Source organism: Candidatus Hydrogenedentota bacterium (assembly GCA_019695095.1).
Lineage (GTDB): Bacteria > Hydrogenedentota > Hydrogenedentia > Hydrogenedentales > SLHB01 > JAIBAQ01.
In genome coordinates, this window is the sequence record JAIBAQ010000186.1 from 1 (window position 1) to 11,409 (window position 11,409).

An 11,409-nucleotide genomic window follows, 5' to 3' on the forward strand; every position below is an offset into this window, starting at 1 on the left:
TCATTCGCTTTCTGCTTTCTGAAGAAATGAAGAGCCGCCAAACCTTGGCGGTTCAGCGGCTCTAAAACACTGTGATGCTAACGGCGAGAGATTACGCCGACTTCGCGGCAACCTTGCGCCCTTTGGCGGCCTTGATGAACTTACCGGCCTTGATGTACTTCACGCACACGCGAACGCGACGCACCGTACCGTTCTCATCGATAATACGAATGCGCTGCAGATTCGGCTTCCAACGGCGCTTTGTAATACCAGTCACGTTCTGACCGATACCGCCGGACTTCTTCGCTTTACCGCGGCGGATGACGCGCTTCCCAACATGGGGTTTCGTACCGCTGTATTCACATACCCGTGACATGACAAACTCCCAATTTCGAACTCTGCGGCGCGCCAACACGAAGGGCCGCCACTGTTTACCTGGCAACTCGAAAGCGACAAAGTGTATCATACGTCCATACTCGATGCAACAAAGACAACCCCGAGCAAAAACTCAAGCCATGATCGCTCCTTTCCACGGAACCCAATCACCGTATAACCCTGTCCGGACGGGACTTCTCGGGGTTGTAGCGGCCCTTCTGGGGCTCGTTGCGGGATGCGCCACGTTGGGACAGCGCGTCGAACACACGGAACTGGCGCCCGGCGCGCCGACCGCCCAAGAGGTGCGGGCCGCGCTTGCGGAAAACGACGCCAAACTGACGAATTTCCGAGCGGCAGGGTCCTTCACCATCGAGTCTCCGGAGTTGAAGGCTACGGAGCGTTTCCCCTCCGGGATGGTAGCCTTTCGCAAGCCGGGCGACCTGCATGTCGAAGGCCGCATCAAGCTCAATATCGTCGCTTTCGAGTTGACCAGCCGTGGCAACGAGTTTCTCATTGAGTTCCCTACGAAACGTGACGTGGACGAACGCTACTACTACCGGCTGGAAGGCGAGGTCATCGAGAGCGTTCCGTTCAGTGTTTCTCCATCGGATGTTGCCCGCGAAATGTTCATTCCCGAGGAGTGGGCGCGCATCCCGGAGCGTCACATGCGCGTTATCGCGTACGACGCCGCGGCCCAGGAGGCGACATTGCTTATTGGACCGGCGCGGCATCCGCGCCGCCGTATCGTCGTCCATGGTCCGCCGTGGGTGGTTGTGAAGAATGAGCGGCTGCTCGAATCCGGCGACCCGTTGGCCGTAACGCTTTTGAGCGATTATCACGTATCGGACGGGGTGATGTTTCCCGCGAAGATTGATGTGTCATTTCCCACGCAACAAGCGCGCATGACGTTTGAAATGCGCAATATCCGAATCAACACGACCTTGGACGATGCCTTGTTTCGCATCGCCTGGCGGCCAGGAAAACCATGATTAACGTTACCGAGTACAATCCCACGGAAATTGCCGAGAAGCTGAACTTGAAACCCTATCAGGGGCGCCAAATCTTCCGGTGGCTGCACAAGAAGTGCGTATTCGACTTCGAACAGATGTCGGATCTTTCGAAGGAGCTGCGGCAGCGCCTGAAGGAAGAGTGTTCCGCGAGCCAGCTTTCGCTGGTGAGTATGTCGGAGTCGAACCGTTCGACGGGCACAAAGAAGGCGTTGCTTCGCCTTGCCGACGGTGAAACGGTGGAGACTGTGCTTATCCGGGATCGTGAGCGCAGCACGATTTGTCTCTCGACACAAGTGGGGTGTGCAGTCAAGTGCGCCTTCTGCGCGACGGGTGCATCGGGTTATACGCGGAACCTGAATCCGGGCGAAATCGTGGAGCAGGCGCTGTATCTGCTTGCGGGTGAGGACATGGAGGGGCGCTCGCCAAATATCGTATTCATGGGGATGGGCGAGCCCTTCCGAAACTATGAGGCCACGATGCGGAGTATTCGCCTGCTCATGGCCTCGGACGGCCTCGGCATTGGGGCGCGGCGCATCACCGTCTCCACAGCGGGAGAGGTCAAAGGCATCGAGCGGTTCGCCGAAGAGAATTGGCAAGTACGGCTTAGCGTGTCGCTTCATGCGGCTAACGACGCGCTCCGAACAAAGCTCGTCCCGCTTAACAAGAAGTACCCGATCGAAGCGCTCGTGAAAGCTATCAAGTCCTACATCGAGAAGACCGGGCGTCAGATTACGTTTGAGTGGACGCTCCTCAAGGACGTTAACGATTCTCAGAAGGACGCCGAAGAGCTTGTGAAACTGGCCCGCCAACTCAAGGCATCCGTAAACCTGATTCCATGCAACCCCGTAGCCGATCTGGGATTCGCCGCCCCGCCGCCTGACCGTTGCGCCACATTCCGGGATATCCTCGTTCGCAACGGCATCGTAACGACCCTGCGACGCGAACGCGGGCAAGACATTGACGCCGCCTGCGGCCAACTCCGCCGCAGAATCGCGGACAGCGGGGGAGAGGCGCCCCAAACATCGTAGTGACCGCCGATCACTATGGGCGTGGCTGCGCTTCGAGTCTGTTGTCGGTAATTCACCGCTGTGCTACTATCACACCGATGGCTTGAAAGTGACTTCGGACGGTCGGGGGAGACGACGGTGAAGTGGAATGAGAAGTACCTCAAGATCGGCTGTTTCGCGAGTTTGGTGCTGTTTGTGTGCGCGGTCGGGGTATCATGCGTCCTTTTCAAACGGTGGATGGTCATGAGATTCGACCATCCTGAAGTGTACGTCTGCAAACCAACGGCACAGGGGGTCGCGCATGAAGCGTGGCTATTGGAGGCGGGCTCCATAGGGCGGGGATGGTACTTCTTTGTTCGGAAAGACGCATCGCAGACACCCCATTACATCGAGAACATCGAGCTTGGGTTCTCTGAAGACTTGGCCGGTATGGAGTGGTCGCGTGATGGAGCGCTGTTCGCCGTTACCATGAGAATGAAGGGGAGTGGTGGGGAATCTCGGGTTTACGCGTATGACTTTTCGCAGGACAAAGCGATGACTCCGCCATTCCCTTACGAAACGCTGTGGGATATTGATAGTTTCCCTGATTCCAAGGATATGCCTCAGGAGGCGGTAACTGCGGCCTGGGACCGCGAGCTAAAGGCGCTTATTGACGCGCACGGCGGTCCAGAAGGTCCCATGACCGTAATAGACCAAATAAGGAGCCCACTCCGCGACCTGGACTATCGCGAGTGGATGAAGCTTAAGAAGGAGCTCGGTTGGGGGAACTAGGCTCGGCCTGTCTGATCGGCGCGCACAGGGAACAGGTATTAGCCGGAGACAACGCCCAGTTCCTGCTCCAATTCCTGGTGAAGCGCGTTCAAGGCCGATTCCACCCTGGTCCTGTGTCTTTCAACGGTTTCGGCCGTGTCGTCGGCGGGGGGAGGAATGGGCGGACCGCAGACGCAGACAATCCGTGAAAAGGGTTTCGGCACTACGAACCGGTCCCAGGATCGAAGCCGCCAGGCCCGATCTACGGCAAATGCGCACGGCACCACCGGAACTTGGGTTCGCCCCGAGAGAATGGCAACTCCAGGTTTTGCTTTGCGTCTCGGTCCGCGCGGTCCATCGAGCGTGAAGCCAATGGTGATGCCTTGCCTCAAGGCCAATTCCATCTGACGGAGGGCTTCGCTGCCGCCCCGGCTGGACGATCCGCGAAGAGCCCGCAGGCCAAACCAGCGAATTACGCGCGCGGCCATTTCCCCGTCGTAGCTGTAACTAATGAGTGTATGGTATCTCGTACCTCGATAGCGCCACATGGCCAGCGCAAGCACCTCATGCCAGAACGCAATCAGGGTTTTGCCGTGGGAGGCTATCTCCCCCTTAAGGTACTCGTAATTCCTGATTTCGACGCGGCACGTGAGGAATATAATACGCAGGCACAGGGATATTATCGGCGGCACAAGGCATAAAAGAAGCCTCTTCCGATAAGTATATTTTACCGGACTTGCATAGACAAGCCCATCAAAGCTCAACGCTTTTCGAGGCCTTTCACCAGTTGCCAGACAACACGCGTCCGCGGAGTCGGAAGAGCCGCCTGCAACCCACGGCGTACGATCTCGCCGCTTATGGCGTCGATCTCGGTCGGCTTGCCAGCACGCACATCCTGAAGCATCGAGGATACGTTTTCGCTGGTCTGGACGCACATTGCCTCGGCGAGTTCGACCACACTGTGGGTAAAGCGGTATCCTTCCGTCGAGGCCACCTTGACTGCCTCAACGACCAGGTCGCGCATCAGTTGGCGCACCTCGGGAATTTGCAGGATTTGGCCATTCGTGATGTTGAGCAGCGCGGTCAGTGGATTGATGCCGGAGTTGATCGCCGTCTTCTCCCAGATGACTTGTCCCGGTGAATCCGTGATTTCAACTTGGAATCCTGCCTTGACCAAGACCTGCTGAGCAGACGCCACCGGACACGAAGTCCATGCGCCAAAGCGCGTGACGCCGCGTGCAACATGCTTTACATGACCTTCACCCAGAAGCGTTGAGGCTTCTGAAGTGACCCCCGCCATTAGGTTGGCGCTACCTGCTGTTCCACAAAGTGTTTCAACATTTCCAAGGCCATTCTGAAGCGTCAACACGCTCATCTTTCCATTAAACGCCAACGTACTGGTGAGATTGGACTTAACAAGAACAATCGCCAGATCGACGCTGGCTGGAACAGATGAAACAGCTTTGACCTCTGCAGTGAATTCGCCTTCGGGTGCCTCCACGCGGATTCCACTGCCACTCAAGCGGGCTGCACGATCGGAACGATGATCTACAAGTACAGTATCAATTCCGCTCCGTGAAAGCCGAGCCGCATATAGGCACCCCATGGCCCCCGGTCCGATTACGGCCACCTTCATACCTACTTGTTCCCCTTTCCGCCAACCGAAACCCTAGTCGTTCAGTGCCAGAACCCAACACTCTTTAAACTCCTTGACCGACCTCAACTCGTCGCGCGCTTTGTCAGCATCCTTCTTATTGGAGTACTGGCCAATGCAAATTCGTAAGCGAGATCCATCTTTGGAGGGTATCACACGTACGTCAAAATCGCTCTTGTTCTTGATGCGCGCCACATACTCATCGACCACGGACCGCTTCGCAGCCTCAAACGAGGCAATCTGAACCGTGTAGCCGCCCGAGGCCGAGTCCTTCTCGGGTATGACTTTCTCAGGCGCACCTTCCGTCTTGACCGGTTGCGTCTTTTCGGGTGCCGCAGGTTTCTCTTCCTTGACCGGTGTCGCTGTGGGCGCGGGTGCTGTAGGCGGCGTTGCGGCAGCTACCTCCATCGGCTTGGAAGTGGCCGGGGGGGTGGCTGGTGCCGAGGCGGCCGGTGGCGTGGCTGAAGCTGTCGGTTTTGCCGCCGCCGGCTCTGCCGGCTTGTCCGTTTTTGACTCCGCAACAGGCGTCTTGTCCTTGGTCACGGGCGGTATGTCGGTGACTTGCGGCTTACCCTGTGCGGCTGGCGGAGCAGGGGGAATTGGATTCGAAGGCCGCGACGGGGGCGGAGCAGGTATGTAGGCGGCGCCTCCATCGCGTGTCGTCTTCGCGCTTGCGGTCTTGTCGCCCGATGGAATCGTCACTGGTTTGGGGGAAATTTGAACCCCTTCTTTTCGTACGGTTCCTGACTCGACGGGCTTTGGTGTCTCGGTCTTCTTGACGGGTTCCGGCTTGTCCTTCTCAGAAGTCGTGGCAACTGAATCTCCGGATGCCTTGTCCTTTGACTTATTGATCCCCTGAACAAAACTTCCCGCCATGAAGACCAGAAGCATCAGCAAGAGACCTGCGCAAATCATCATTACCAATTGATAGGACGTGAATTGGTAAGTGGGGGCATCATCCCCCTCGTATCGCTTAGTTTTGTTGTTCGCCATTACTCACCTCAACCGTCTCCGGTTCGGGATTCTCCAGTTCTGCCAATTCTCGCAACAACGCGACGCGTCCGGCTTCGAGCTCGGTGTACGACAGATTCGGGTCTCGGACTTCAATGAGCCGATTTCCAATGCGGTCCGTGTATAACGTGACCCTGGATTCTCCGTCTGAATCGTCCGATTCTTTCAGAAGCCTAAAGACCTTCTGGCGGCGCAACAACTGTGCGGCCAGGAACGCCTTGGCGAGTTCACAGCGGTCTGTGCTCTCGACGCTATTATAAAACAATTGTCTTAATGGAGAAAACCGCTCTGGAGGTTCCTGCTCCACGACTTTTGGATCGATAAATGGGCTTGACCAGACGGCAAGCGCGCCACCGCTTCGGCCTTGCTCCCACGCTTCTTTCGCAAAATCTTCGCGAATAAGCTCTTGATTCTCATACCTAACCAGCGAAATGACCTCTTCGCCGTGCTCAAATTGTCGATTAGTGGCCACACAGGAACGGCCTTGTTTACCTATACGAATATCCATAAAATCCTAATTGGGACTACCGTCTTGCGTCGGCTTTCGTACTCCGATTATTCCGCCACCAGTTTTCAGGAGGTCGACCAGAATCCGGCGTGGCGCATCGATGACACGCAACGCTTCGTTCGCGGCCTCCAACGATCCACTCATCAACGTGACATGGAGCGGGGGCGTTCCCGTGACTTCCCCTTTCGGTTTCACCGTGGGACCCGTCAACCGGAATGCCAACTCAATGTCTCGCTGGGCCAGCTTGTGCCCCTGCACATTAAAATTGTCGTGCAGCAGGGGGATGCGGTCGGCCGCATCCGGATTCACCGCAACGCGGATATTATAGTCCACGTCCCCGTCGGTAACAAACCTCCCGGAACCCTCGATACGAATCGCATCCGACACCAGCTTAATCGAGGGTGTTCGAATTACGTCCTTCTCAACTTCAACATCCGCATGGAGTTGTGAGAACTTGAGAGAGGGGGGAAGAACCATCGTCTGGCTGTCCAATTGTTGCTCCAACATAGCGAGCAAGAAATCGGCGCTAAACTGCCCTTCACCCATCTCGAAGTATCCGCTGCCCTTTCGGGAGCGCGGATCGTCTCTATCTTGGGAATACTCCATCTTCCCTGACATCAATCCCTTAAACGCCAAGGGGAGTTGCAGGTGCTCCATCATATAATGGGCGGGGATTTGCTTCCACTCGTTTGTGGAATGGTACTCATTCTGATTTCGATCATTCTTGATGGTCCCGCTCAGCACACCACCGCCATCGACATTGGCCACATAGTTCGTGAAACCGGATTCGTTCAGCGTGGTGTAAGCCTCGCCAACAAAGTCCGACCCTTTCCATGGTGGCACTTCAATTGAGGAGCACTTCAGGTGGTATGTCCACTTCCAATCGGTGGGCGGATACTTCGTGAAATCGCGTTCAAACGGCACAAACCACTTGCCACTCCGGAGAGACGGCATGTTTGCCTCTTTGGCATCCAGGGTCATTTCACCGGCAGACACTTCTCCTGACTGATTCATGATTCCGGAAAACTGCACGTTCTTTGCCACCATCGGAGCGTTGCCGCCTTTGACGCGAACCGAGACTTCGTCTGTCACGGCACAACTCATGGTTGCGTGCCAGTCTTGGGTCTGATCGTTGTCGCGAATCCACTCATAGGTTGCGGCCGTTCCCGTTCCGTTTTCCACTTGGTAAGGTATGGTCAGACACTTTCCCACGGAAACGAGATCCAACTTGTCCGACGTGGCCTTGGATGATCGCAAAACCCATCGCGTACCGTTGTGGGAAAACTTCGAAATTGACTTTATCTCGGAACCGGCTACCAATCCGGTCACATCGACGGAGAATCGCTTTTTCGGTATGAACTCACCCTGGACCTGTGCGCTTGCGCCCATGCCGATCGGTTTGAGGAAGTACCAGCGATACGCGATGCTGGCCTGTGTTGCATCCACCGAGCCGGAGAAGGTGCACGTGTTGTTTTTCCATGCGCCCTCCAAATTCACGGAGGCCGCTCCCGCCAGTGTCGTGTTACGAATAGACTCGGCGAGCTTTGTCTTTTCCATGCCTGCAACGCTGCCGCTGAGTTTTCCTTTGGCGGTCTTTGTCTTGATGTTGTACTCGCCGCTTGCAATCACAGGCTGTCCCGTGACTACGGCAGTCAACGGGGCCACTTGAACAACATCGCCGTTCAAGCGCAGTGCGCCGGCGATGTGCTCCGCCTGCACGTCGTACTTCTGTTGGCTCACTTTGCCATCCAGCACCGCCAGGGAGGCCACGGGCTGTCGCGACTTGGAATCCCATGCCGCATCCAAACGCCCGAAGGTCAGCGAGACTCTTGGCCATTGACTGTTGGTGGGCGAAAACTTCGCCTGACCACCCGCCGCAACTCCGCGTGCCTCAATAGTCAGATCGTCGCTCGGACCGCGCGCTGACAAATAGAAACTGGCTTCTCCATCCAATGAATACTCCAACTTGCCATACCGCTCAACCTTGCCTTCGAGCAGAGTCTCCAATGCGTCCTGAATGGGCAGCTTGGAGGATGCAAAGGTGAGATCGAGTATGGGCAGTCTCTCATTGGCGAGAATTTTCCCGGACAAAGTCCCAGCGAATTGGTCCGATTCGATGGAGGACATTGAGAGATTGAGCACTTTCTCGGCGGGATCGTAGTTACCGATTGCACTCGCAACACCTGTCGCCGGGCGCATAAACGTGGGTTGATTGCGGATAGCTACGCCCACAAACGGCGCATCGATAGACAAGTCGATCGTCTCGTCGCTACGTCCAGCCAGGCGAATCGAAGGGCTTACGGAGCCGTCCTGCACGATGTGCTGATTCGCAGGCAAGAACACGTTCACATCTGCCGCATTGATTTGAGAGCACGCTGCCTTGATGTCGAAATCTTTCGCAGATGCATATTGCAGATCCAGATGAATCGTCTTTTCCGGACTGCCCTCAAGTTGTCCTTTCAATGTCGCCGCTAATGATGACGAATCCGCTAAGCGAGAGACATCAAAGTCGATGTCCGTGATGGTCAAACGGGATTCTCCCACCACATTTTCGATCGTCAGGCTGCATCCCTTACCCATGACCCGAAACGGGAATGAGGGAGAAGCGGGGGAGGGGGAACTGGTTTTGTCGGACTTGTCGCGCTGCAACCACGGGACATCCACCGGACGATGCACCGTGATACTCGCGCCGTCCAGTTGAACGCGCTCAATAGAGACTTCGCCGTAGAACAGATCCAGCAAGTCCACGTAAACGTAGGCTGCGGGAACGCGACACGCCACCGTCATGCCGCTTGGAGTCGGAAAGGTGACGTTGATTCCTTCCACTTCCAATCCGCGCAGGCCAAACGCAGAAACGGACGAGACCTGGAACTGGGCGCCTATTCGGGACTCCGCATTGTCGAGTACGGCTCCGCGGATTCCTTCGAGCTTGTACTTGGCGAAAAGAGCCGCCCCCGCGAGCGCTGCCGTAAGGACAAGAAGCCCCAGCAGCCAAACCCGCGTATACCGGCCTGACGGCACCCACGTTTCATCTATGCGTTCTTGCCTATTTATCGGCAGACGTACTTTCTACTGCGTCAGTTGCATCCGATGAAGGGGCATCCCATGCGAGTCCCTTCGCGGCAATGATCTGAGCACGAAGTTTCTCGGTCACTTCCGGATGATCCTTCAAGAACTGACGTGTGTTTTCGCGACCTTGCCCCAGATTCTCACCGTTCATTGAAAACCAAGCACCGCTCTTCTGCACCAGCTTGGCTTCAACAGCAAGGTCCAGTATATCACCTTCGCGCGAGATTCCCTCGCTGAAAAGTATGTCGAATTCCGCCTGCCGGAATGGGGGGCCCATCTTGTTCTTCACGACTTTGGCGCGCACGCGGTTGCCGACGTCCTCTTCGCGCTCCTTGATTGTCGCGATGCGCCGAACGTCCACGCGCATGCTGGCGTAGAATTTCAGTGCGCGCCCGCCGGTTGTCGTTTCCGGGTTGCCGAACATGACGCCAATTTTGTCGCGAATCTGATTGATGAAGATCACCAAGGTTCGCGAACGGCTAATCGACGCGGTCAGTTTGCGCAATGCCTGCGACATAAGCCGCGCCTGCAAGCCCATATGACTATCGCCCATATCGCCTTCAACTTCCGCCTTCGGCACCAGGGCGGCCACGGAGTCAATTACGACCACCTCGACCGCATTGCTGCGCACCAGCGCCTCGCAAATTTCCAGCGCCTGCTCCGCGGTGTCTGGTTGTGACACCAGCAGATTGTCAATGTCTACGCCCAGCCTCGTCGCAAATGTGGGGTCCAGCGCATGTTCAGCGTCAATAAAGCACGCGATGCCGCCGCGCCGCTGTGAGTTTGCCACCACATGCAAGGCCAGCGTCGTTTTACCCGACGATTCGGGCCCGAAAATCTCTACCACGCGCCCCAGAGGCATCCCGCCGACGCCAGTGGCGATGTCCAACGACAGGCTTCCCGTGGGAATAGCACGAACCTTGTTGTCGAACTGGTTGTCCCCGAGGCGCACCAACGTGCCCCGGCCAAACTGCTTTTCCAATTGCGCTACCGCGATATCGAGCGCTTTTGTCTTGGGATCTTCCTTTGCCGCCGCCATCCGTCATTTCTCCTTGCGGTATACTGAAAACTTATTCACCACACCCGAAGCGTGCCATTTTTCCGCGCATTTGTCAACCCCCTCGACGTCCACCCCCATGGAGGTCCATCCTACGTGATGCATCAGTGTAGTACATCGAACCAATCTTGTCCATCAATCTCCGTTTGTGGAGCACCTATTTTGCACAGAACAAAGGGGGGAGAATTCATCACGACCTGCAGAGTTCGCCGCGATTGCTCACATTAACAGGCGCGAATCTTGATGCGCAATTTGACTCCAAACGTACTCAGTGATACATTGGTTTCACCAATCGGAGCGGGAATAACTCAGTTGGTAGAGTGCCAGCTTCCCAAGCTGGATGTCGCGGGTTCGAACCCCGTTTCCCGCTCCAGTTTTCTTTTTGGAACTCCTCTGGAATGTATCCCGTCGTTCAGCGATAGTGCTATTGCGCTGTGCGTCCCAATTCGCGCGTTACTGCTTTTCCGCCGTCGAGATAGCATATACATTGTCTTTGTGCGCCGCGAAACGGATGCACTCGCCGTTTTCATTGTCCATCCTGTGTGGGACGGCACTTCCGTCGGGGATCATGCGAACGACGACTTTGCGGCCAGGCCACGGGTTCATTAGGCGACACTCCACATCGCGCCGGGAACGGATTTGCAGGAAGGTCACTTCGCCGTTCACGCGTTCAGCCGACACTTCAAAACCTCCGCGGGCCTGCAAATCACGAAACGCGATGGTCAACTCGGGTGGAATGGCAGGGAAGAGATGGATGCGTCCACTTCGCGAATTGAGCAGTTGCTCAGCCTCGGTCCCCGGTTCCGCGCCGAGTAGTGCAGGCACGCGCCGATTTGCCCAACCTTTTACCAGACGGCTGGTACGCAACATCATCTCAATCTGCTTCGGGTCCGAATCGAGGTTAATCTCGTCGGCAAGCAGGGTCGGCGTGACGCCTGCAAACCAGTTGTAATCGTTAGTCGTCGGGTCGACACCGGGCACATCGGTCC

Annotated in this window: 11 protein-coding genes and 1 tRNA gene; 4 read left to right on the top strand and 8 right to left on the bottom strand. The window is 56.4% G+C overall.

The features are described 5' to 3' along the window. Positions 1-91 precede the first annotated feature (91 nt). Positions 92-355: a 50S ribosomal protein L28 gene (gene rpmB, locus K1Y02_21490; protein ID MBX7258951.1), complete on the bottom strand. Its 264-nt coding sequence runs from the start codon at positions 353-355 to the stop codon at positions 92-94. 139 nt (positions 356-494) lie between these two features. Between rpmB and K1Y02_21495 the strand changes: the two genes are divergently transcribed. The 3 genes from K1Y02_21495 (at position 495) to K1Y02_21505 (ending at position 3,142) form a co-directional block, all read left to right on the top strand. After that, a complete protein-coding gene (locus K1Y02_21495) occupies positions 495-1,343 on the top strand; it encodes a hypothetical protein (protein MBX7258952.1) in 849 nt (282 codons plus the stop codon). Continuing rightward, positions 1,340-2,392: a 23S rRNA (adenine(2503)-C(2))-methyltransferase RlmN gene (gene rlmN / locus K1Y02_21500; GenBank protein MBX7258953.1), complete on the top strand. Its 1,053-nt coding sequence runs from the start codon at positions 1,340-1,342 to the stop codon at positions 2,390-2,392. Before K1Y02_21495 ends, rlmN begins: the two co-directional genes overlap by 4 nt. Positions 2,393-2,509: 117 nt before the next feature. Beyond that, positions 2,510-3,142, top strand: coding sequence for a hypothetical protein (locus tag K1Y02_21505; protein MBX7258954.1), 633 nt, complete (start codon positions 2,510-2,512; stop codon positions 3,140-3,142). A gap of 38 nt (positions 3,143-3,180) precedes the next feature. On the opposite strand, the gene K1Y02_21510 is transcribed toward K1Y02_21505, so the two are convergent. The 6 genes from K1Y02_21510 to recA form a co-directional block, all read right to left on the bottom strand. After that, entirely contained in the window at positions 3,181-3,813 is a 633-nt protein-coding gene (locus K1Y02_21510) for a lysophospholipid acyltransferase family protein (GenBank protein ID MBX7258955.1), read from the bottom strand. Between the two features lie 68 nt (positions 3,814-3,881). After that, positions 3,882-4,757 carry a 2-dehydropantoate 2-reductase gene (locus K1Y02_21515; protein ID MBX7258956.1) on the bottom strand — a complete coding sequence of 292 codons (876 nt, stop codon included), beginning with the start codon at positions 4,755-4,757 and terminating at the stop codon, positions 3,882-3,884. A 33-nt stretch (positions 4,758-4,790) separates the two neighbouring features. Next, on the bottom strand, positions 4,791-5,768 hold the full coding sequence (locus K1Y02_21520) for an SPOR domain-containing protein (protein ID MBX7258957.1): 978 nt from the start codon (positions 5,766-5,768) through the stop codon (positions 4,791-4,793). After that, positions 5,749-6,258: a hypothetical protein gene (locus K1Y02_21525; GenBank protein MBX7258958.1), complete on the bottom strand. Its 510-nt coding sequence runs from the start codon at positions 6,256-6,258 to the stop codon at positions 5,749-5,751. Before K1Y02_21525 ends, K1Y02_21520 begins: the two co-directional genes overlap by 20 nt. A gap of 42 nt (positions 6,259-6,300) precedes the next feature. Further along, on the bottom strand, positions 6,301-9,315 hold the full coding sequence (locus tag K1Y02_21530; protein MBX7258959.1) for an AsmA-like C-terminal region-containing protein: 3,015 nt from the start codon (positions 9,313-9,315) through the stop codon (positions 6,301-6,303). Between the two features lie 25 nt (positions 9,316-9,340). Beyond that, positions 9,341-10,402, bottom strand: coding sequence for a recombinase RecA (gene recA / locus K1Y02_21535; GenBank protein MBX7258960.1), 1,062 nt, complete (start codon positions 10,400-10,402; stop codon positions 9,341-9,343). 315 nt (positions 10,403-10,717) lie between these two features. Between recA and K1Y02_21540 the strand changes: the two genes are divergently transcribed. Next, a tRNA-Gly gene (locus K1Y02_21540) sits at positions 10,718-10,793 on the top strand. An 80-nt stretch (positions 10,794-10,873) separates the two neighbouring features. Here K1Y02_21540 and K1Y02_21545 read toward each other — a convergent pair. Next, a partial coding sequence (locus K1Y02_21545) for a hypothetical protein (protein ID MBX7258961.1) occupies positions 10,874-11,409 on the bottom strand: 536 nt, incomplete at its 5' end.

Excerpts from the sequence above, each read along its gene's own strand:
- rpmB (MBX7258951.1), bottom strand. The coding sequence starts at position 355 with ATGTCACGGGTATGTGAATACAGCGGTACGAAACCCCATGTTGGGAAG.
- rlmN (MBX7258953.1), top strand. The coding sequence starts at position 1,340 with ATGATTAACGTTACCGAGTACAATCCCACGGAAATTGCCGAGAAGCTG.
- K1Y02_21495 (MBX7258952.1), top strand. The coding sequence starts at position 495 with ATGATCGCTCCTTTCCACGGAACCCAATCACCGTATAACCCTGTCCGG.
- recA (MBX7258960.1), bottom strand. The coding sequence starts at position 10,402 with ATGGCGGCGGCAAAGGAAGATCCCAAGACAAAAGCGCTCGATATCGCG.
- K1Y02_21515 (MBX7258956.1), bottom strand. The coding sequence starts at position 4,757 with ATGAAGGTGGCCGTAATCGGACCGGGGGCCATGGGGTGCCTATATGCG.
- K1Y02_21520 (MBX7258957.1), bottom strand. The coding sequence starts at position 5,768 with ATGGCGAACAACAAAACTAAGCGATACGAGGGGGATGATGCCCCCACT.